The following is a 21,933-nucleotide window of genomic DNA, read 5'->3' as shown; positions in this document are numbered from 1 at the left end:
GGTCAATTCAACCAATCACTAAAACAATTGGTATCAACAAACTTGGCACACTATTGAGTTCTCAAACAACAGACACACCCGGCACCACCACCAGCATAAAAACACCGTGGATCGCTCCGGAGCAACTTCACAAACTTACCGGCTAACTCATCACTTGTCAAACCGGCGTCCGCGACTCTCTTTAGCCAGGGGCTTGAGTGTCGGTTTTTCCGTCTGACTCCGTGGAGCAGCGCGGAAATAAACTCTACCACCACTTTTTCCAGAAGGCCAACCGGGCAACGAACCCTCCCCCGCACCCCGCCAACAGGGCGTGAAAAAGCCCGGAATCACGCGGATTCCGGGCCTTCCCACGAGCAAGGGCTAACTTGCGGCAGAAGCGCCGGGCTTGAAGTAGGCGGCGCCCAGCGGTGGCAACGTGACGCTGAGTGTTGCCGGCTGTCCGTCCTGCCCCTTGTCCGTAGCCTTCAGCTCACCGGAGTTGAGGACACCGGATCCGCCGTAGGTTGTTGCGTCTGTATTCAGCACTTCCGTCCAGGCCCCGGCTTCAGGTACACCAAGGGTGTAGCCAACGTGGGGTGCTCCCGAGAAGTTGATGGCGCAGACCAGCGGGTTGTTCTCCTTGTCCCAGCGGATGAAGGAGAGGACGTTCCGGTCGGCGTCTCCTCCGTTGATCCACTGGAAGCCGCCCGGCTCGTTATCGCGGGTATAGAGCGCAGGGGTGGATGCGTACAGCTCGTTGAGGTCCTTGGTCAGCAGCTGCAGTCCCTTGTGTGCCGGGATGTCTGCGAGCCACCAGTCCAGCCCGTGCTGTTCTGACCACTCCGCTTCCTGGCCGAATTCCGTGCCCATGAAGATGAGCTGCTTGCCCGGGTGCGCCCACTGGTATGCAAAGAATGCACGCAGGTTGGCAAGCTGCTGCCAACGGTCGCCCGGCATCTTGCGCAACATGGAGCCCTTGCCGTGAACTACCTCGTCGTGGCTGATCGGCAGCAGGAAGTTTTCCGTGAAGGCGTAGACCAACGAGAAGGTGACTGTTCCGTGGTGCCACTTGCGGTTGATCGGCTCCTCGGAGGCGTACTTGAGGGAGTCGTGCATCCAGCCCATGTTCCACTTCAGGCCGAACCCCAGCCCGCCGTGGCTGGTCGGCGCGGTAACACCGGGGAACGCCGTGGACTCCTCGGCGATCATGACAGCTCCGGGGTGGGTCTTGTACACCGTGGCGTTGACTTCCTGCAGGAAGGAGATTGCCTCCAGGTTTTCCCGGCCGCCGAAGCGGTTGGGCTGCCACTGCCCTTCTTCCCTGGAGTAGTCCAGGTACAGCATGGAAGCCACAGCGTCCACGCGCAGGCCGTCGATGTGGAACTCGTCCAGCCAGTACAGGGCGTTGGCCACCAGGAAGTTCCGGACTTCCGTGCGTCCGAAGTCGAAGATCAGTGTGCCCCAGTCCGGGTGCTCGCCCAGGTTGGGATCCGCGTGCTCGTACAGGGGCTCGCCGTCGAACTGGGCAAGCGCCCAGGCGTCCTTGGGGAAGTGGGCAGGAACCCAGTCCAGCAGCACGCCGATGCCCGCCTGGTGCAGGGTGTCCACCAGGTAGCGGAACTCATCGGGGTGGCCGAAGCGTGAAGTAGGCGCAAAGTAGGAGGTGACCTGGTAGCCCCACGACCCGCCGAACGGGTGCTCGGCCACGGGCATGAACTCCACATGGGTGAACCCGAGCCACTTGACGTACTCAACCAGTTCCTTGGCCAGTTCCCGGTACCCAAGGCCCAGGCGCCAGGAACCGAGGTGAACCTCGTAGACGCTCATTGCCGAATTGTGCGGGTCCCGCTGGGCGCGGGCCTCCATCCACTCCTGGTCCTTGAAGGCGTAGGAAGGCTCCACCACCCTCGACGCAGTCAACGGCGGCACTTCGGTTCCGAAGGCCAGGGGGTCGGCCTTTTCCACCCAGTGGCCGGCCTTGGTCCGGATTTCGAACTTGTAGCACGCCCCTACTACAACACCAGGGACGAAGATTTCCCACACTCCCGAGGAGCCCAGCGAGCGAAGGGAGTTTTCCCGGCCGTCCCAGGCGTTGAAGTCGCCCTTGACCCGGACAGCCTGCGCGTTGGGCGCCCAGACTGCGAAGGAGACACCGTCCACATCGCCCATCGCGGACTTGTAATGCTGGACGTGGGCGCCGAGGACTTCCCACAGTTTCTCGTGGCGGCCCTCACCGATGAGGTGCAGGTCCACTTCGCCCACGGTGGGCAGGTAGCGGTAGGGATCGTCCACGGTGACCGGATCCGCGCCCGGGTATGTGACGGAGAGCCTGTAGTCGGGAACGTGTCCCTGCTGCAGCGGCTCGAGGACGGCAACCCACACGCCGTGTGCCTCATGCTCCATCGGGACCTCGCCTGCCGGCGTGAGGACGGAGATTCCTTCCGCGAGGTGCTTCACCGTACGGATAGTGACGTGGCCGTAATCGTCAAGGTGCGCGCCCAACACCGAGTGGGGGGCGTGGTGTTCACCGTTGGCGATCCTGCCAAGGGTGCCTTCGTCGACCTTCAGCGGCACCCCCGGCCGGTCAGTTTGTGCTGAGCCTGTCATTTCGTTACCTTCCGATGCTGCCCCGGCGTTTCCGCCGGCGCCATTGCTGCCCAGGAGCCGCCTGGAGGCGTTCACGGGGATCGCCAGCCAGTCGGGCCTGTTACGCATTTCATAAACTACTTCGTACAGTGCCTTGTCCAGCCACAATGCCACAAAGAGCGGCGACTCCCTGTCCACCGTTCCGGGAGTGACCCCCGCGTACCCGGCCAGGAAGGCCTCCGCGCAGTCGTCAACCCAGCCTGCCGGCACCTGCGCGCCCTCCTGTTCGCGCTGGGCCGCGCCGGCCGCGTAGTCGAAGGACCGCAGCATGCCGACGACGTCCCGCAGGGGAACATCCGGGACGTTCCTCTCGGCGACGGGCCGCAGCGGTTCACCCTCGAAATCGAGGATGGCCCATCGAGCAGGGCTTCCCGCATGCCCGGGAACCTGGAGTATCTGGCCCAGGTGGAGGTCCCCATGGATACGCTGCAGCGCGCCGGCGGGCGCATGGTCAAGGCGGTCCAGGAGCGTGTTCAAGGCGTCGTCGTAAGGTCCGACGGCGGCACCGGCTTCTGCCCACGCCTGGCGGACCCGCTGGGCTACTGCGGGCGCAATGACCTGTCCGGGTTGCGGCTCGGCGGAATGCCCCAGAGCCTGGGCCAGACGCTGGTGCACAGTGGCCGTGGCTGCACCCAGGGCATGCGCTTCTGCCGTGAAGTCGGTGCCCGAGCGGGCGGCATCAACAGCAAGGCGCCATGCATCGCGGCCGCCGGCCAGGAACTCGTGCGCTACCGCCAGCTCGCCCTGGACATACCGGGGCGCCCTGGCCGTTGTGGACGCGGGCATGCCCTGGCCGAGCCACTCGCCGCGCACCCAGCCAAGGGTGGCTGGAACTTCGGAAGTGCCTGCAGCCGTGAGGGCGGCACCCACCTCAACCTCTGGATTCGTACCCTCCGAAAGCACGCGGAAGAATTTCACGATCGCCGCGGAGTCGCCGTCGTCCACAATGACTGAACTGTTGGACTGCTCACCGGACAGCACTTTCACAACTCCGCGGGCAGTAGGGAGCCGGAGCTCCCCGGGGGCGCGGAAGCCTGCCGCAGTGCCGTTGGGTGCCTTTTCCTCCTGCCGGATGAGTTCCAGCCAGCTGCCCACGAAGTCGGGGTCGTGGACGGCGTCGTAGACCCAGGTCCTGGACGGGTCCATCCCGGCGGCCTGGCCAACCAGCGCCCGCTCCATCCCGGCTGCCGGCGCGTGCCGGAAGCTCAAGGGAACCTGGACGACGGCGGTCCGGGTGCCGCCGTCGGGCGTTTGTGTGGTGACGCGAAGGAGGAACACTGCCAGCCCGGCGTGGCCGGACGGATCTTCCAGCCCGAGGCTGCCGGCCTGGGACATCTCGAAGTCGGGCGTCTTGACCGGGAACCAGCGCTGCCGTGGCAGCCATTCCTGGAGCAGGGCGGTAAGGGCGGGGGTAAGTATGGGCTGGTTCATATCAGTTCTCGATCGACAGAATCGGCATCGCCTGCGTGTACGGAGACGATGGGTTGGAAGCTGCTGAACGGATCCGCAGCCAGAAGAAGTCGTGGCTGCCGAGCGTCAGGGTGAGGGTTCCGTCCTCGCTGATGCCGGGGAACGGCTGGCCGCCGAAGACGTCGCGCAACCCGCGCCCGGCGAACTGCGGGACCCGCAACTGGGCCGCCACCGGATGCTGGGAGAGGTTGAACGCGCACAGGATGGCCTCCCCGTCGACGCCGGCCGAATTGTCCTTGGGCAGCTCGCGGAGATAGGCCAGCACGGCGTCATGGTCCGCCTCAACGTGTTTGAAGGCGCCCAGGCCGAACGCCGGGTGGTTCTTGCGGACACTAAGGATCTGCCTTGTCCAGCGCAGCAGTGACCCTGAATGGGCGGCCTCTGCTTCCACGTTGGCCATGGCGTAGTTGTACACCAGGGACTGGATGGGAGGCAGGTAGAGCTTGCCCGGATCCGCGTTGGAGAAGCCGGCGTTCCGGTCCGGGTTCCACTGCATGGGCGTGCGGACGGCGTCGCGGTCTTCAAGCCAGATGTTGTCCCCCATCCCGATCTCGTCCCCGTAATAGAGGAACGGACTGCCCGGCAGCGAAAGCAGGAGCGCGTTGATCAGTTCGATTTCGGCGCGGGAGTTGTCCAGAAGGGGCGCGAGCCTCCGCCGGATTCCGATGTTGGCCCGCATGCGCGGGTCCGGGGCGTACCAGCCCAGCATTGCGGCGCGTTCATCGGCCGTGACCATTTCCAGCGTGAGCTCGTCATGGTTCCGCAGGAAGGTGCCCCACTGTGCCCCGTCCGGGATTTCCGGGGTGTCGTGCATGGTTTCGATAATGGGGGCGGCCTTCTGGTCCCGCAGCGCGTAGTACAGGCGCGGCATGATCGGGAAGTGGAAGGCCATGTGGCATTCTGGCTCTTCCTCCGTCCCGAAGTACTCCACCACTTCGTTCGGCGGCTGGTTGGCCTCGGCAATGATGACCCGGCCGGGGTAGCTTTCGTCCACCATGGTGCGGAGCTTGCGGAGGAACTCGTGCGTGGCCGGAAGGTTCTCGCAGTTGGTCCCTTCCTCCTCAAACAGGTAGGGGATGGCGTCGGCACGGAATCCATCGATGCCCTGGTCGAGCCAGAACCGGACAACATCGAACAGCGCCTCGATGACCTTGGGGTTCTCGAAGTTCAGGTCCGGCTGGTGGCTGAAGAACCGGTGCCAGAAGAACTGGCGGCGGATGGGGTCGAAGGTCCAGTTGGATTCCTCGGTGTCCACGAAGATGATGCGCGCGTCCTGGTACTTCTCGTCGGTATCGCTCCAGACGTAGAAGTCGCCGTAGGGGCCGTCCGGGTCCTTCCGCGACTCCTGGAACCAGGGGTGCTGGTCCGAGGTGTGGTTGAGGGGCAGGTCGATGATCACCCGCACGCCCCTCGCATGGGCCTCCGCCACCAGGCGCTTGAAGTCGCTGATGGTGCCGAACTCGTCCAGGACCGAGTTGTAGTCCGAGATGTCGTAGCCGCCGTCGCGCAGAGGCGACTGGAAGAACGGCGGCAGCCACAGGCAGTCCACACCCAGCCACTGGAGGTAGTCAAGCCTGTCGATGAGTCCGGAGAAGTCGCCTGAACCGTCGCCGTTCGCATCCGCGAAGGCCCTCACAAGTACCTCGTAGAACACCGCCTTCCGGTACCACAGCGGATCATGCTGCAGGCCCGGCGCATTTAACTCAAACGTGCTCTTTGGGGTGAAATGCTGGCCGGAACCCTGCGGGTTGAAATTCACTGATGCATTCTCCTCACGCGAAGGATATGTGCGGGCTCGACATGCGGGTCAAGGCGGACGTAGTTGTACTCGCCCCATTCCCAGCTCTCCCCGGAAACGAGGTCATCCACGTGGAAGCCTCCATTGTGGGTCAGGTCCTGGGGGTCGAGTTCCAGCGCGGGCAGGTCAAGCGAGACGGTGCTTTCCCTTGTTCCATGCGGATCAACGTTCACCACGATGATGAGGGTGTCCTTGGACCCGTCCGGAAGGGTCTTGTGCTTGGAGTAGACCACCGTGGCGTCGTCGGTGCTGTGGTGGACCGTCAGGTTCTGCAGGTCCTGCAGCGCCGGGTGGGCATGCCTGATCTCATTCAGCCTGGTGATGTACGGGCCAAGGGTCCGGCCGGAGTGCGCCGCGGCGTCCCAGTCACGTGCCTTGTACTCGAACTTTTCGTTGTCGATGTACTCTTCCGCGCCGGGCCGGGCCACGTGCTCGTACAGTTCGTAGCCAGCGTAGACGCCCCACAACGGGCTGGCCGTTGCCGCCAGCGCGGCCCTGATCTTGAACGCCGCAGGCCCGCCGAACTGCAGGTATTCCGTGAGGATGTCCGGGGTGTTGACGAAGAAGTTGGGGCGGAAGAACGCAGGCGACTCGTGGCTTACTTCCGTAAAATACGCCTCAATTTCCTTCTTGGTGTTGCGCCAGGTGAAGTAGGTGTAGGACTGCTGGAACCCTGCGCGGCCAAGGGCGTGCATCATGGCCGGCCGCGTAAAGGCCTCGGCCAGGAAAACCACCCCGGGAACCTCTTTGTTGACCTGTGCAATTAGCCATTCCCAGAACCAGACGGGCTTGGTATGCGGGTTATCCACCCGGAAAATCTTTACGCCGTGGCTTACCCACAACAGCACAATCCGCAGAATTTCGTTTGAGAGGCCCTCAGGATCATTGTCGAAATTCAGCGGATAAATGTCCTGGTACTTCTTCGGGGGATTTTCCGCGTAGGCGATAGAGCCGTCCACTCGGGTGGTGAACCACTCGGGGTGGGACTGCACCCAGGGGTGGTCCGGAGCGGCCTGGAGCGCAAGGTCCAGGGCCACCTCCAGGCCCAGCCCGTTGGCCCGCGCCACGAAGGCATCAAAGTCTTCGAACGTGCCAAGGTCGGGGTGGATGGCGTCGTGGCCGCCCTCCGCTGCCCCGATGGCCCAAGGTGAGCCGGGATCGTTCGGGCCTGCGATCAGCGTGTTGTTGGGACCCTTGCGGTGCTGCACGCCGATCGGATGGATGGGCGGCATGTAGATGACATCGAAGCCCATGGCTGCCACAGCATCAAGACGCTCGGCAGCGGTGCGGAAATTGCCTGAAGTCCAGGCTCCCGTGGTGTGGTCCTTGACGGCACCTTCGGAGCGGGGAAAGAACTCGTACCAGGCACCGCGCCCGGCGAGGTCACGCTCAACCAGCAGGGGGAACCGCCGGGAGACGGTCACCAGTTCACGGATGGGCTGGTGCGCGACAACGCCGGTGACCGCGTGGCTGAATCCGGCACCGAGGCGCTCCTCCGTGCTGAGGGAAGGGTCCGCCAGCTTGTCGGCGGCTTCGCGGAGGACGCCCCTGTCCCACTCGCTGCGGGTGTCGTCCCCGGCAGCTTCATGGAGCAACGCGGCACCCTCGGCAAGCATGAGCTCCACATCGATCCCGGCGTCCACCTTCACCTCGGCATTGTGGTGCCAGGTACCGTAGCGGTCGTGCCAGGCTTCAATCGCGAAGGACCAGTCACCGGCGTCCGACGGCGTGAGCACGCCTTCCCAGCGGTCCGTCCCCATCCCGCGTTCCCCGCGCGGCGGTGCGAGCCTGACCCGCTGGCGTTCGTTGCCTTCGGGGTCAAAGAGCACGGCGCTGACGCCCAGCTGGTCGTGTCCCTCGCGGAAGGCGGTGGCTCCCACCACGATTCCTTCGCCCGGCAGGGCTTTGGCAGGGAACTTGCCATCCTCCACGACCGGCTGCACGGCGGTGATCGGAAATCGTCCGAACCGCAGCCCGTCAGTGATGGGGCCTTTCGACATTTCCATTGATGCGGCACTGGTTCCTGATGTAGTCGTCACAAGCTCGACGTTAGCGAGAAATGGGCAGGAATGCTAAGCCTGCGCACTAAATTCGGCGCGTCAGTCGTCATTTCCTTGGTGCCAACTGTCATTTACCCAAAAGAAACCCGAAGCTGGTTCCAGCCGCGCAGGTTGTCGGTTAGTGTGACGCAGGTGAAGGCAATCCGCAGATTTACCGTCCGTACAGTCCTCCCCGAACCGATCCGCCCGCTGGCCCGACTGGCAAGCAACCTGCGCTGGTCCTGGCACCGCCCCACGAGGGAACTTTTCGAGGGATTGAACCCCCGCCTCTGGAAAGAAAGCGGCCAGGATCCGGTGGGCTTCCTGGGGATGGTAAGCCGCGAGGAATTCCAGCAGCTCGCTGCGAACCGCTCTGTGGTGGAGCGGGTACGGGCAGCTGAGCAGGACCTGGACCGCTATCTTGAGGAACCGCGCTGGTACCAGGGCCTGGGCCCTGATGCGCCTGCGTCGATCGCCTACTTCTCCCCGGAGTTTGGCATCACCGAGGTGCTGCCGCAGTACTCCGGCGGGCTGGGGATTTTGGCCGGCGACCACCTCAAGGCAGCCTCGGACCTGGGTGTGCCGCTAATCGGTGTGGGCCTGCTGTACCAGGCGGGCTACTTCAAGCAGTCACTGTCCCGGGACGCGTGGCAACAGGAGACCTACCCGGTCCTGGACCCGGACGGCCTGCCGCTCACACTGCTGCGCGAGCCTTCCGCGGACGGCATCGGCCGTCCCCTGCAGATCGCACTCCCCCTGCCCAACGGCAGGCGCCTGCTGGCACACATCTGGCGCGCCGACGTCGGACGCGTTCCCCTGCTGCTCCTGGACTCCAACGTGCCAGGCAACGACGACGCCGCCCGCAGCATCACCGACCGCCTTTACGGCGGCGGCGGAGACCACCGGCTGCAGCAGGAACTGTTGCTCGGCATGGGCGGGGTCAAGGCGCTGCGCGCCTTCCAGCAGCTCACCGGCACTGCCGCTCCGGAGGTGTTCCACACCAATGAGGGGCACGCCGGATTCCTGGGCATCGAACGCATCCAGGAACTCATGGCCGGGGAGCAGTCGCTGACGTTTGACGAAGCCCTTGCCGCCGGGCGGGCTTCCACCGTGTTCACCACGCACACGCCGGTTCCCGCAGGCATTGACAGGTTCGAGATCGCCCAGATCCACCACTTCTTCCAGGCTGGCCTGGCACCGGACGTGCCGGTGGACCGCATCCTGGAACTGGGGCGTGAGAACTATGCTGACGGCAACCCCTCAGTCTTCAACATGGCCGTCATGGGCCTTCGCCTGGCCCAGCGCGCCAACGGCGTGGCCAAGCTGCACGGGGAGGTCTCCCGCGGCATGTTCTCCGCGCTGTGGCCGGGCTTCGACCACTCCGAGGTGCCCATCACGTCGGTGACGAACGGGGTGCACGTGCCCACCTGGGTGGACAGCCGCATCTCCAAGCTGGCCCGGGACCAGTTCGGCAGCGAGGCCGAAGCCAACGGCCGCTGGGACCTCGCCTACAACGTCAGCGATGCGGACGTATGGGCGCTCCGGCGTGAGATGCGGTCAGCGCTGGTTGACGATGTCCGCCTCCGCCTCCGCGCTGCCTGGAAGAAACGCGGCGCGGCAGATGCCGAGCTGGGCTGGACGGACAAGGTCCTGGACCCGGACATCCTGACCATCGGCTTTGCCCGGCGCGTGCCCACCTACAAACGCCTCACCCTGATGCTGCGCGAGCCGGAACGGCTCAAGGCGCTCCTGCTGCACAAGGAACATCCCATCCAGCTGGTCATCGCGGGCAAGTCACACCCCGCCGACGACGCCGGAAAGAAGATGATCCAGGACCTGGTCCGTTTCACGGACGACCCTGCTGTCCGGCACAGGATCGCCTTCCTGCCCAACTACGACATCGCCATGGCCCGCACACTGTTCCCCGGCTGTGACGTCTGGCTGAACAACCCGCTGCGGCCCCTGGAAGCATGCGGCACCTCCGGCATGAAGGCGGCGCTCAACGGCTCGCTGAACCTGTCCGTCCTGGACGGCTGGTGGGACGAGATGTACGACGGCGAGAACGGCTGGGCGATTCCCACCGCCAACAACGGCGCGTCCCCGGAGGAACGGGACGACATCGAGGCCGCCGCGCTGTACGAGCTGTTGGAAACGCAGGTTGCCCCGCGCTTCTACGGGAGCACGGTGTCCGCGGGTGCTGGTGCTGCGGGGCCCTCGACATCGGAGGCAGAGAAGGTGCCGACGCACTGGGTGTCCATGATCAAGCACACCCTCTCGCACCTTGGACCGGCAGTTTCCGCGGAACGCATGCTGCGCGACTACGTGAACATCCTCTACCGCCCGGCCGCGGAGGCGGGGCGGAGCGCCTCCCACAACTCCTACTCGCAGGCCCGCACCCTGGCGGCCTGGACGGCGAAGGTACGTTTGGCCTGGCCGCTGGTGCACGTGGAGCACGTGGACTCTGTTGGTGTGTCCGAGGATCCCCAGATCGGGGACATCCTCCAGGTCAACGCCTATGTGGCCCTGCACAACCTCACCCCGGAGGACGTCTCCGTCGAAGTGGCCTATGGCCGGGCCGAGGAGAGCGACAGCCTCACGGATATCACGGTCATGGAGCTGAAGATGCAGGAAGACCTGGGCAGCGGGCGCCACCTGTTCAGCGGTTCCTTGGTGATTGACCGCTCAGGACCGTTCGGGTACACCGTCCGGGTCCTGCCGCGGCACGACGCCCTCGCCTCCAAAGCCGAACTGGGACTGATCGTCAACGCCTAGACAACAGCAAGCACCTACGCCCAGTGCCTGACCACCCGGGGAGGACCTCATGACCGAACGCACGGTGGCCGACCTCATCGTGGAGCGCCTCAGCACGTGGGGAGTCAACCGGGTCTTCGGCTACAGCGGGGACGGGATCAACGGCTTCATGGGTGCCCTGCGAAGGGCCGAAGGACGCGTTGAGTTCGTGCAGGCGAGGCACGAGGAAACCGCTGCGTTCATGGCAGTGGGCCACGCCAAGTACACCGGCGGGGTGGGGGTGGTCACCTCCACCCAGGGGCCTGGTGCCGTGCACCTGCTGAACGGGCTCTACGACGCCAAGCTCGACGGCGTTCCGGTGGTGGCGATCGTCGGGCAGCAGAGCCGCACGGTGCTGGGCTCGGCCTACATGCAGGAAATCGATCTCATGTCCCTGTTCAAGGATGTGGCGGCCCAGTTTGTCCAGCAGGTCAACGTTCCGGAACAGCTGCCGATGGTCCTGGACCGGGCGTTCCGCACCGCCAAGGCGACCTCCTCGCCGTGCGTGGTCATTGTTCCGCATGACATCCAGTCCGCCCCGGCGCCGGAACTGGACCAGGAGCACGGCATTGTGGTCACCGCACCGTCGTGGAGCACGTCTGCCAAGACTCCCCGGGACAAGGACCTGGAGGCGGCGGCAGCACTGCTGAACTCCTCGCAGCGCATTGCGCTGCTGGTGGGCCAGGGAGCTCGGCATGCTTCCAGGGAGGTTGTGGCAATCGCGGAAATGCTGGGCGCCGGAATTGCCACCAGCCTGCTGGGCAAGCCCTATGTGGACGAGACCCTTGCCTTCGCCGCGGGCACCATGGGACACCTGGGGACCACCGCCAGCGCGTACCTGCTCGGCAACTGCGATGCGCTGCTCATTGTTGGCTCCAACGATCCCTGGACTGAGTTCTATCCGCCGCCCGGGGCAGCGCGCACCGTCCAGATCGACATTGACGAGCGGAAGATCGGCAACCGGTACCCGGTTGAGGTTGGCCTGGCGGGTGATGCGGCGCTGGCGCTCCAGGCCCTGATGCCGCGGCTGCGCCCGCGTCCCCGCGGGCAGTGGCAAACGGACGTTGAGCAGGAAGTTGCCCGCTGGCGGGCCTTGGCTGAGGAACGGGCGGCCGTGCCGGCCGTACCGGTGAATCCTGAACGGGTGGTCCGCGAGCTGACCGGACGGCTGCCCGGTGACGCCTTGTTGAGTATCGACGTCGGCAGTTGCGTTTACTGGTATGCCCGGCAGTTGGTGCTCCCGCCGGGTGTCCCGGCCCACCTGTCCGGGACGCTGGCCAGCATGGGGTGCTCCCTCCCCTACGGTATTGCGGCAAAACTCGCCCACCCGGACCGTCCGGTCGTGGCCCTGGCCGGCGACGGCGCCATGCAGATGGCGGGCATCGCCGAACTTGTAACGGTGGCCCACCGGTGGCGGCAGTGGACGGATCCCCGGTTTGTGGTCTGTGTGTTCAACAACCGGGAGCTCACGGAGGTGACGTGGGAGCAGCGGGAGTCGGAGGGCGAACCACGGTTCGCCGCAAGCCAGGAACTTCCTGACTTCCCGTTCGCCGGCTACGCCGACCTGCTGGGCCTCACAGGCATCCGGGTAGAGGATCCGGAGTTGATCGGGGACGCCTGGGAACGTGCCTTCGCGTCGGACCGCCCCGTGGTGATTGAAGTACTCACGGACCCCGAGGTCCCCCTCCTGCCGCCGTTCCCTGCCGGCAGGGAGAAGGCGGCGAACATGCGCAAAGGCCTGGCAGCAGAGGACGACGGCGGCCGGGCAGCGGACCTGCTGGGCACCTACGTCTCGCATGAGGAGCGCGGCGAGTAGTGCCGGGCGGGCTGGCTAGAGCAGGACGGCGGTGACGGCGAGGTCCTTGCCGGCGTAGCGCTCAGCGTCCTGGAGGATTTCGCACATGATTCCGAAGGACCTGTCGCTGCGGAAGGGAGCGGCCACCAGCCACAGCACGGTAACGGGAGGATTGCCGTTGTCCGTGATGCTGTCCGCAAAGTCGTGCAGTGAATCGTTCAGCGCGTCCAGGTTTACCCCGTAGTGTTCCGGAAAGTCCAGGACCTCGCCGAATGCTTCCAGAACCGCTTTCCTGCTGTCCGCAGCGGGGACCACCAGGCTGCGGCGGCCGGCGTCGGCCACCTGTTCCTGCAGCTCCTCCAGGGTCCAGGTGTCACCGGAGTAGATCTTCATGGTTTTGCTCAGCTGCCTTCCGCGATGAACCTAAAGGACTCGTAGTGGTCGTCGGTGTAGTACTTGTCGCCCCCGGCCCCGGACACGATGCGGCGTGCGCCCCTGTCCGACTCTCCAGGCGTTGGCACGGTGTACTCGCGGTAGTAGCCCCTGTCCTGCCGCGGCAGGACGCGTTCGAAGTTGCCGAACGTCTGGTCGTCCTGGCTGTAGCGGTACGGTCCTCCGGCACGGATCAGGTTGAGAACCCTGCGGCCCTCGGCCGGAAGCGCAGATTCCCGAACCTCCGGCAGCCCGGAAGGATTCTCAGGCGCGGCCGTGGGCGGGGCCGGGGTTGGTGGCGCCGCCTGTCCGGAAGCTGCACCCGGCGCAGGCACGGAGCTGGAGGTGGCCTCCGGCGTCGCGCCTTCCGTCAGCTGGCCCAGGAAACCGGTGCCGCCGAAAGCAAGGAGGGCCAGTACCACCAGGCCGGTCAGCAGCAAGGGCAGGATGGAGCGGTTGCGCATTCTTGTGGTCCCCGGGGCTTAGGTGCGGTAAATACTGATGGAATGGGCTTCGACGAGGTCCTTCTCCCCTGACGCCACCCGGCCGCCCTGGCGCAGCTCGTGGAGCGGCGAGGTGGTCAGGCGGAGCTCGAACATCTGCGGGTGGGTGCCTTTTGCGGTGACCCTGGGCAAGGTGATCTGGACGTCGGTGTTACTGCCGTTCACCACCATCAGGCCGGCGAGGGCGCCGTTGTCGGATCCGAGCAGGAGCTGCACCACGCGGTGATGGGGATCGTTCCAGCGTTCCATGGACATGGGATGGCCGTCCTGGTCGAACCAGTGGAGGTACGACTGCTCGTCCCGGACCGGGAAGTCGTGGGGCTGCGCAGCCAGGAACTCCTTGCGCAGGCGGATGTACCGCTTGGTGCTGCGGAGCATTTCGTGGGATTCCGGAGTGCGGGTCCAGTCCAGCCAGGCGATGGGGTTGTCCTGGCAGTACGCGTTGTTGTTACCCTGCTGGGTCCGCGCCAGCTCATCGCCGGCGGTGATCATGGGCACGCCCAGGGAGATGAGCAGCGATGCCATGAGGTTGCGGCGGGACTGGGCCCTCCTGGCCAGGATGACGCCGTCCTCCGTGGGGCCTTCGACACCATGGTTGTAGCTGCGGTTGTCTCCGTGCCCGTCCCTGTTCTCCTCGCCGTTGTCCTCATTATGTTTGCGGTCGAACGAGACGAGGTCATTGAGCGTGAAGCCGTCGTGGGAAGTGATGAAGTTGACCGATGCCAGGCGGGAACGGCCGGAGGCCTGGAACAAGGCAGCGGAACCGGACAGCCCGTCCGCGAGCTTGGCCAGGGACCCGCCGTGGCCCCCGGTTTCCAGGGCAGCCCGGTCAGCCAGCCAGAATGACCGCAGCGCGTCACGGAAGTGGTCGTTCCAGTCAACCCAGCCGCCCGGGAACCGCCCGGTCTGCCACCCGCCGTAACCCACGTCCCAGGGCTCGGCAATCAGTTTGACGTCCGAAAGGACAGGGTCCGCGGCGATGGCAACGAGGAACGGGTGCCGGGGGTCGAAGTCGTTGGCACCGTTCCGGCACAGCGTCACGGCGAGGTCGAAGCGGAAGCCGTCGATGTGGAACTCGTCCACCCAGTAGCGAAGGGAGTCCAGCACCATCTGGACCACGCGTGGTTCACCAAAGTTCAGGCTGTTTCCGCAGCCTGTGGTGTCCACGTACTTTCCGTGTCCGTCCGTCCGGTAGTACGCCTGCTCTCCCAACCCGCGGAAACTGATCGTCTGGCCGTCGGGGCCACCCTCGGCGGTGTGGTTATAGACGACGTCGAGGATCACCTCCAGCCCGGCGGCGTGGAGGAGTTTGACCATTCCCTTGAACTCGTCCTGGACGGCGTGGGGGCCGGCCTCCTGGGCTGCACGGGTGGCGTAGCCGGGATGCAGGGCAAAGAAAGCCGCCGTGTTGTAGCCCCAGTAGTTGGTCAGTCCCAGGTCCTGCAGGTGGGGTTCATCCAGGTGGAAGTGCACCGGCAGCAGCTGCACCGACGTGATGCCCAGGCTGGTGAGGTGTTCGATGATGGCAGGGTGGGCCATGCCGGCGTAGGTGCCCCGGAGTTCCTCCGGAACATCGGGGTGGAGCATGCTCTGTCCGCGGACGTGCGCTTCGTAGATGATCGTGTTGCGCCACGGCAACCGGAGGCGTTCGTCAGTTCCCCAGTCAAAGTCCCCCGCCATGCGCACGCTGGTCAGGAAGCCATCGCGCTGGTCCACGGCCCTGCCGTACGGATCAAGCAGCAGCGGCTGGCCGCCGTCGTCATCAACGTCCGCGGTGGGCACGGCGAAGGGCAGGGACTGCTCGCTGGACGCCGTACGGAACCCATAGCGGGATCCGTACGGCAGATCCTCAACGATCCCGTGGTGGACGCCATGGGTGACGTTGGGCAGCGACTGGAGCTTCCACTCCCCGCCAGGTGCGATGTATGCGATTTCCAGGCTGGAGACACCCGGCGCGTAGCAGGCCACGTTGGCACGCCCGCCTGCCCGGTGGCGTGAGCCTCCCGAATCGGCGCGCGGAACACTCACACCGAGCGGAACGGCCGTGGAGGCGTCCATGGTGGAAGCAGTGTCGAAGAGCGGCATGACCATCACCTAAATATTAGCCGCCAGCGGCACGTGTCCTGCCCGGACGACTTGGCTGCGCCGGGTACTGCTCAGGGAGGGGACTTTGCAGCGGGAAGTGCCCGCCCGCTCCTACTTGGCTGCCCGCTGCCGGGAGACTTCGTAGAGCGAGATGCCCACGGCCATGGAAGCGTTCAGTGATTCCATGGCGGAATCAATGGGAATGGACACGATCTGGTCGCAGTTCTCGCGGACCAGCCTGCTGAGGCCCTTGCCTTCCGAGCCCACCACGATGCACACGGGTTCGGTGGCAAGCGTCAGGTCAGGAAGGGAAACGTCGCCGTCGCCGTCCAGGCCCAGGACGAAAATCCCCATGTTCTTGAACTGCTTCAGGGCGTTGTTGAGGTTCGATGCCCGTGCCACGGGTACGCGGACGGCGGCGCCGGCACTGGTCTTCCACGCCGAGGCGGTCACACCCACGGAGCGGCGCTCGGGAACGATGACGCCATGGCCGCTAAAGGCGGAAACCGAGCGGATGATGGCGCCGAGGTTGCGGGGATCGGTAATGCCGTCCAGCGCCACGAAGAGCGGCGCATTGGAGATGTGCCCCTTCTTCCACTTGTCGACCGTGTCTTCAGCCAGTTCGTAGGCATCCTGGTAGTCATAAGGCGGAATCTGCAGCACCAGGCCCTGGTGCACGGCGTCATCGGTCATCCGGTCCAGTTCAGGCTTGCCTGTTTCCAGCAGCGGGATGCCGCGCTCGGCGGCCAGCTTCAGCGATTCCTTGACGCGGTCGTCCATTTCGATGCGGATGGCGACGTGCAGTGCCTTGGCCGGGATACCGGCGCGCAGGGCTTCCACTACCGAGTTGCGGCCGGTGACGACTTCCTCGGTGGCGCGGCCCTTGGGGCCGGACCGGGCTGCCCCGGCGCTGCGGGCGCCCGGGTTGCGCTTGGCTGCGGACCGCTCGGAGAGCTGCTTGGCCTTGTGCGCCTTGTGGTAGGGGCGGTCCTCCGCCTTGGGCGTGGGGCCCTTGCCTTCCAGGGCCTTGCGGCCGTGGCCACCGGTCCCGATGGTTGGGCCCTTCTTCGCTTTAACCGATCGGCGACCATTGTTGGCCATTGTGTTCCACCCTTGATTGTGTTGACTGAGTCTGCCTACCAGTCTACTGAACCAGGAAAAATCGCCCGCTCCGGGGCCAAGTGCCTGCGGGCGGTGACCCAGTCAGTCCCGCTTCAGGCTCCAGGTGGGACCGTCAGGTCCGTCTTCCACCACCACGCCGGCGGCGGCCAGGGTGTCCCGGATGGCGTCCGAGGCGGTCCAGTCCTTGGTGGCCCGGGCATCGGCGCGGGCGGAGAGCTGGGCTTCCACCAACACTGACAACGCCGCTGATTCCCGGGTGTCCGCGACGGAACCGGAAGCGACGTCGTTCAGGCCCAGGACGCGCAGCATGTCGTGGACATAGTGCAGGGCCTGCCGCGCCTCCTCCAGCTTCCCTTCAGTCAAAGCAGTGTTGCCGGACCGGACCGTTTCGTGGAGCACGGCCAGGGCCTGCGGCACGTTAAGGTCATCGTCCATGGCACGTTCGAATGGTTCCGGCACGGTGCCGTAGGTGGCGAAGCTGTACTCGCCGCCAGCGGACAGGGCCCGGACCGCACGGCTGATGAACCCATCAATGCGTTCGACGGCGGCAGCGGCCTCCTGCAGGGAAGTGGGACGGTAGTCCAGGACGGAGCGGTAGTGCGCCTGCCCCAGGTAGTAGCGGACCACCCGCGGCGATGCGAGCTCGAGCATCTCGGCCGGGCTGATGGTGTTGCCGATGGACTTCGACATCTTTTCGCCCTGGTAGGTGACCATGCCGTTGTGCATCCAGAAGCTGGCGAACGGGTGGCCTGCGGCCTGGGACTGGGCCATTTCGTTCTCGTGGTGCGGGAAGCGAAGGTCAAGGCCGCCGCCGTGGATATCGAACTCGGTGCCAAGGTATTTGGTGACCATTGCCGAGCATTCCAGGTGCCAGCCCGGCCGGCCTGCGCCCCACGGGGAGGCCCAGCTCGCCGTCGTCGGTTCTCCCTCTTTGGAGCCCTTCCACAAGGCGAAGTCGCGGGGGTCCTTTTTCCTGTTGCTGAATTGGGCCTCAACGTCCGGGGCCGCCTGCATGTCATCGATGTTCTGCCGGGTCAGTGCGCCGTACTTGCTCCAGGAACGCACATCGAAGTACACGTCTCCGGAACCATCCAGTGCGGGATAGGCGTGGCCGCGGTCGATCAGCTGGCTGATGAGGGCGTGCATCTCGGGGATGTGGCCGGTGGCGCGTGGCTCGTAGGTGGGCCGGGAGACACCCAGGGTGTCGTAGGCCTTGAGGAATTCCTGTTCGTAACGGTAGGCCAGTGCCCACCACTCTTCCTCGCGGACCGCGTCCGGTCCGGAGTCGAAGCCGGCTTCGAAGGATTCTGCGGACTTGGCCAGGATCTTGTCGTCGATGTCCGTGACATTCCGGACCACCGTGACCCGAAAACCGCGGTAGGTCAGCCAGCGGGTGAGCTGGTCGAAGGCGATGGCTGAGCGGATATGGCCCACGTGGGGCATGCCCTGCACCGTGGCCCCGCAGTAGTAGAGGCTGGCCTTGCCCTCGACGAGGGGCACGAAGTTCCGGACTTCGGCGGAGGCAGTGTCATAGAAGCGCAGGGTCACTGCTCCAGATTAGCTGATGGGGAGGTGCGGCCTTGGATACACCAAAGCGGTGGCCACCGCGGAGATGCCTTCTCCCCGGCCGGTGAATCCAAGGTGGTCGCTGGTGGTGGCCGTGACACTCACCGGCGCGTCGGCGGCATCGCTCAGGACCTGCTGCGATTCCTCCCGGCGCGGCCCGAACTTGGGCCGGTTGGCGACAAACTGGACGGCAATGTTGCCGATCTCGAACCCGGCAGCGCGGACAATCCGCGCAGCCTCGGCCAGCAGCGTGGTTCCCGCGGCGCCGGCGAACTCGGGCCGGTCCGTTCCGAAGTGCGTGCCCAGGTCCCCCAGCCCGGCGGCGGAGAACAGCGCATCCGCAGCCGCATGGGCCACTGGATCACCGTCGGAGTGCCCGGCGAGGCCGCGCTCCCCCGGCCACAGCAGTCCGCCAAGCCACAGCGGGCAGGGCTGGTCTTCGGGGGCATAGGCGTGTACGTCCAGGCCGATGCCGGTGCGGGGGATGATCATTTCCGCAGGTTCCATTTCTAGCCTTCCACCCAGCGCGCACCGAGCGGGCCCTCCAGGAGCCCTTCGGCGAGAATGAGGTCCAGCGGAGTGGTGATTTTCAGGGACTGGGTGGACCCCCTGACCACGTGGACGGGGATTCCGAGCATTTCCACGAGCATTGCGTCGTCGGTGACCGCTGCTGACTCGTTCTGGTCCAGGCCCCGCGCCGCCTCGTGGGCTTTCAGCAGCGTGTCGAGGTGGAACCCCTGGGGAGTCTGCACCGCACGGAGTTCCTCGCGGGGCGCTGTTCCGGTCACCACTTCCGGCGCCAGGTGGGCGTCCTTCCCCGTGGTGGCCGCGACCGTCTTGACGGTGTCCACCACCGCCACGGCAGGAATAACCGCAGCCGCCCCTGCGGCGAGTGCGTCAGTAACGCGGTGGAAGACCGACTCCGGCGTGAGGGCACGGGCGGCGTCGTGCACCAGCACTGCCTCTATGCCGTCCATCAGGGCCGCCAGGCCGGCACGGACGGACTCTGCCCGGGTGGCGCCGCCGTCCACGATGGAAAGGAGGGGACCGCCGTCGGCCAGTTCCTGCCGGAAGTCCTCGCACAGCCGGCGGAGCGTGTCCTCTCCGGGGGGCAGCGCGATGCACACCTGGCTGCCGGTTCCGGAGGCCACAATGCCGCGGAGGGCATGCATCAGGATAGGTTCGCCGCCCAGCGGCACCGCGGCTTTCGGGATGCCGTAGCCCAGCCTCTGCCCTGAACCTGCTGCCACCAGGATCACTGCGGTGACCGGGCGGGTGGGTGTTTCGCTCATGCGGACTAGCCTACGTCCCTGCAGGCCGCGGGCGCCTGAGCACCTGGGGTTGAATCTTAAGGTGCGGCTTTTGGGCAAAAAGAAGCCCCGGTGCCACATAGGTGACACCGGGGTTCAATTCTTAGGAAGCCAGGACCTCGTCGAGAACGCTTGCAGCCTTCTCCTCGTCGGTCTTCTCAGCCAGCGCCAGTTCTGAAATCAGAATCTGCCGGGCCTTGGCCAGCATTCGCTTCTCGCCTGCGGAAAGGCCCCGGTCGTGATCGCGGCGCCACAGGTCGCGGACGACCTCTGCAACCTTGATGACGTCACCGGAAGCAAGCTTCTCCAGATTTGCCTTGTACCTACGTGACCAGTTGGTGGGTTCTTCCGTGAACTCGGCACGAAGCACATCGAATACGTGCTCCAGGCCTTCCTTGCCCACTACGTCCCGAACCCCAACAAGGTCAACGTTCTCTGCTGGAACTTCAATGGTCAGATCACCCTGGGCCACCTTGAGCTTGAGATACATTTTCTCTTCGCCCTTGATGGTGCGCATCTTGATTTCTTCAATCTTCGCAGCACCGTGGTGAGGGTAAACTACTGTCTCGCCGACCTCAAATACCATGTGGACATTTCCCCTTTCCCGCTGACCAGTTTATCACGATTCAGGCATATGACCGGCCGGGAAGAGAGCCGGGAACCGCAGAAATACGCGGAAAATAGGCCTAATCGGACCCCTCCACCCCCTTGACGAACACGGATAATAGTGCATGCAAGGGGCCTGAAGGAAGGGTGATGTGACACCGCCGAATCCGCGTTTGGCCTGCTTTGCGGATAGGCTATGCGTGATTAATGTTTCAAGACTCTTGAGGAGTACGCGACGTGCGTTTCACTGCGATGACCCGGGCCCAGCGCGGCAAACTGGCACTGACGGCAGCCGCCCTTGGCGTGGGCCTGCTGGCGTCGGGCTGCGGGTACACCAATTCCCAGCAGACCACCGCCCGGTACCAGGCGTCGGACGGCATCATCGCCGACCTCGGCCCGCTCCAGCTCCGGAACATCCTGATCGTCTCCGCGGGCGAGGACCAGCCGGGCCGCCTGATCGGCGCCGTGTACAACTCCTCTTCCCAGGACGTGACCCTCACGGTCAACGGTGCGGAAGGGTCGCAGACCGAAATTCCGGTCAAGGCCAACGACTACACCCTGCTTAACGAGAGCTCCGACGAAGCGATCCTCAGCACCACTGGCGGAATCCCGGGCTCGCTCGTCGACGTCGAGATCAGCGAAGACGGCACCAACGTCAGCAACACGGTGAAGGTTCCCGTGCTGGACACCACGCTGCCCGAGTACAAGGAATACCTGCCGGCCGGGAGCACTCCTGCACCCACCTCCGCCAGCCCGTCGCCGTCGGAATCCGAAGAAGCCGCCGGGGGCGACGACCACTAGGCAGCCGCGCTGGCCGCAAGCAGCCAAGCACACAAAAGGAGGGGCCTCGCGGCCCCTCCTTTTGTGTGCCTTTCGTAAATTGTCCCCTGTCCTGCGGCACGTCCGCCGGCTGCCAGGGCTGGCGCCTTACGGCTCGAACTTGTAGCCCAGCCCCCGCACGGTGACCAGGAACCGCGGGGCTGAAGGATCCGGCTCGATCTTGCCGCGCAACCGCTTCACGTGGACGTCCAGGGTCTTGGTGTCTCCCACGTAGTCGGAACCCCACACACGGTCGATCAGCTGGCCGCGGGTGAGCACCCGGCCTGAATTGCGCAGCAGCATTTCGAGGAGCTCGAACTCCTTCAGCGGCAGCAGCACCTGTTCTCCGCCCACGCTGACCACATGGCGTTCAATGTCCATCCGCACCGGCCCCGCCTGCACGGTGGAGGAGACGAGTTCCTCCGGTTCGCCCTGGCGCCGGAGTACTGCCCTGACCCGTGCCACGAGCTCGCGGGAGGAATAGGGCTTGGTGACATAGTCGTCGGCTCCAAGTTCCAGGCCCACCACTTTGTCGATTTCGGCGTCTTTGGCCGTCAGCATGATCACCGGAACGCTGGACCGCTGGCGGAGCTGGCGGCACACTTCCGTGCCGGAGAGTCCGGGAAGCTGCAGATCCAGCAGCACCAGGTCCGCGCCGTTCCGGTCGAATTCGGTGATGGCGTCCAGGCCGTTGTCCACGACCTCCACCTCAAAGCCTTCCTTGCCCAGCAAATAGGACAGGGGATCGCTGAACGACTCCTCATCCTCGACAATCAAGATCCTGCTCAAGCTGTTGCTCCTCGTTCTGTTGCACCGGCGGCGCCGGGTCCTTGGGTGACAGGTGGCTCTTCCGGGCTCTTCCGGGGGGTTGCGGCCCGGGAAATCGCGCTCCCTTTCCTGGAGGACCTTTTCGAGGTGACCAGGCACCACGTCCTGCTGGCCGTCCGTGACAACGAAGAGGCGGTGCTGATCG

At 65.2% G+C, this 21,933-nt stretch carries 15 protein-coding genes and 1 pseudogene; 4 read left to right on the top strand and 12 right to left on the bottom strand.

What is annotated here, in order from left to right; all coding sequences use genetic code 11:
• Window positions 1-360 precede the first annotated feature (360 nt).
• The 3 genes from ACKAE7_RS16570 to ACKAE7_RS16560 are packed head-to-tail and all read right to left on the bottom strand — an operon-like array spanning window position 361 to window position 7,893.
• Window positions 361-4,056 carry a 1,4-alpha-glucan branching enzyme gene (locus ACKAE7_RS16570; RefSeq protein ID WP_408979767.1) on the bottom strand — a complete coding sequence of 1,232 codons (3,696 nt, stop codon included), beginning with the start codon at window positions 4,054-4,056 and terminating at the stop codon, window positions 361-363.
• 1 nt (window position 4,057) lies between these two features.
• A complete protein-coding gene (gene treS / locus ACKAE7_RS16565) occupies window positions 4,058-5,854 on the bottom strand; it encodes a maltose alpha-D-glucosyltransferase (RefSeq protein ID WP_104189103.1) in 1,797 nt (598 codons plus the stop codon).
• A complete protein-coding gene (locus ACKAE7_RS16560) occupies window positions 5,851-7,893 on the bottom strand; it encodes an alpha-1,4-glucan--maltose-1-phosphate maltosyltransferase (RefSeq protein ID WP_408979768.1) in 2,043 nt (680 codons plus the stop codon). Before ACKAE7_RS16560 ends, treS begins: the two co-directional genes overlap by 4 nt.
• A gap of 192 nt (window positions 7,894-8,085) precedes the next feature.
• On the opposite strand from ACKAE7_RS16560, the gene glgP reads away from it, so the two are divergent.
• Together glgP and ACKAE7_RS16550 are read left to right on the top strand one after the other, a co-directional pair.
• The gene (gene glgP / locus ACKAE7_RS16555) at window positions 8,086-10,704 is read left to right on the top strand and encodes an alpha-glucan family phosphorylase (RefSeq protein WP_408979766.1); all 2,619 of its coding nucleotides are present in this window, start codon (window positions 8,086-8,088) and stop codon (window positions 10,702-10,704) included.
• A 49-nt stretch (window positions 10,705-10,753) separates the two neighbouring features.
• The gene (locus ACKAE7_RS16550) at window positions 10,754-12,538 is read left to right on the top strand and encodes a thiamine pyrophosphate-requiring protein (RefSeq protein WP_408979765.1); all 1,785 of its coding nucleotides are present in this window, start codon (window positions 10,754-10,756) and stop codon (window positions 12,536-12,538) included.
• A 15-nt stretch (window positions 12,539-12,553) separates the two neighbouring features.
• On the opposite strand, the gene ACKAE7_RS16545 is transcribed toward ACKAE7_RS16550, so the two are convergent.
• The 8 genes from ACKAE7_RS16545 to ACKAE7_RS16510 all read right to left on the bottom strand — a co-directional run bounded on the left by ACKAE7_RS16545 (window position 12,554) and on the right by ACKAE7_RS16510 (window position 20,121).
• Window positions 12,554-12,910 (bottom strand): barstar family protein, encoded by a 357-nt coding sequence (locus tag ACKAE7_RS16545; RefSeq protein ID WP_104189097.1) that lies wholly within the window; start codon window positions 12,908-12,910, stop codon window positions 12,554-12,556.
• 8 nt (window positions 12,911-12,918) lie between these two features.
• Entirely contained in the window at window positions 12,919-13,413 is a 495-nt protein-coding gene (locus ACKAE7_RS16540; RefSeq protein ID WP_408979764.1) for a ribonuclease domain-containing protein, read from the bottom strand.
• An 18-nt stretch (window positions 13,414-13,431) separates the two neighbouring features.
• Window positions 13,432-15,543, bottom strand: coding sequence for a glycogen debranching protein GlgX (gene glgX / locus ACKAE7_RS16535; RefSeq protein WP_408979763.1), 2,112 nt, complete (start codon window positions 15,541-15,543; stop codon window positions 13,432-13,434).
• A 105-nt stretch (window positions 15,544-15,648) separates the two neighbouring features.
• A complete protein-coding gene (gene rlmB, locus ACKAE7_RS16530; RefSeq protein WP_066273821.1) occupies window positions 15,649-16,638 on the bottom strand; it encodes a 23S rRNA (guanosine(2251)-2'-O)-methyltransferase RlmB in 990 nt (329 codons plus the stop codon).
• A 102-nt stretch (window positions 16,639-16,740) separates the two neighbouring features.
• Window positions 16,741-18,207 (bottom strand): cysteine--tRNA ligase, encoded by a 1,467-nt coding sequence (gene cysS / locus ACKAE7_RS16525; RefSeq protein ID WP_408979762.1) that lies wholly within the window; start codon window positions 18,205-18,207, stop codon window positions 16,741-16,743.
• A 9-nt stretch (window positions 18,208-18,216) separates the two neighbouring features.
• On the bottom strand, window positions 18,217-18,732 hold the full coding sequence (gene ispF / locus ACKAE7_RS16520) for a 2-C-methyl-D-erythritol 2,4-cyclodiphosphate synthase (protein WP_238340877.1): 516 nt from the start codon (window positions 18,730-18,732) through the stop codon (window positions 18,217-18,219).
• Between the two features lie 2 nt (window positions 18,733-18,734).
• The gene (ispD, locus tag ACKAE7_RS16515; RefSeq protein WP_174178636.1) at window positions 18,735-19,517 is read right to left on the bottom strand and encodes a 2-C-methyl-D-erythritol 4-phosphate cytidylyltransferase; all 783 of its coding nucleotides are present in this window, start codon (window positions 19,515-19,517) and stop codon (window positions 18,735-18,737) included.
• A gap of 121 nt (window positions 19,518-19,638) precedes the next feature.
• Window positions 19,639-20,121, bottom strand: a complete 483-nt coding sequence (locus ACKAE7_RS16510; RefSeq protein WP_011690592.1) for a CarD family transcriptional regulator — start codon at window positions 20,119-20,121, stop codon at window positions 19,639-19,641.
• Between the two features lie 257 nt (window positions 20,122-20,378).
• Between ACKAE7_RS16510 and ACKAE7_RS16505 the strand changes: the two genes are divergently transcribed.
• The gene (locus ACKAE7_RS16505; RefSeq protein ID WP_188811641.1) at window positions 20,379-20,942 is read left to right on the top strand and encodes a hypothetical protein; all 564 of its coding nucleotides are present in this window, start codon (window positions 20,379-20,381) and stop codon (window positions 20,940-20,942) included.
• Window positions 20,943-21,068: 126 nt separating this feature from the next.
• Here the strand turns inward: ACKAE7_RS16505 and ACKAE7_RS16500 are convergent, their stop codons facing one another.
• A complete protein-coding gene (locus ACKAE7_RS16500; RefSeq protein ID WP_066273817.1) occupies window positions 21,069-21,749 on the bottom strand; it encodes a response regulator transcription factor in 681 nt (226 codons plus the stop codon).
• A 72-nt stretch (window positions 21,750-21,821) separates the two neighbouring features.
• On the opposite strand from ACKAE7_RS16500, the pseudogene ACKAE7_RS16495 reads away from it, so the two are divergent.
• Window positions 21,822-21,933 (top strand): annotated as a pseudogene (locus ACKAE7_RS16495) (IclR family transcriptional regulator); the annotation flags it as partial.

This window comes from Pseudarthrobacter sp. NKDBFgelt, from assembly GCF_046097905.1.
Classification (GTDB): Bacteria; Actinomycetota; Actinomycetes; order Actinomycetales; family Micrococcaceae; genus Arthrobacter; species Arthrobacter polychromogenes.
Note: the sequence above shows the minus strand (reverse complement) of the source record. Positions and strands in the feature narration are given on the sequence as shown.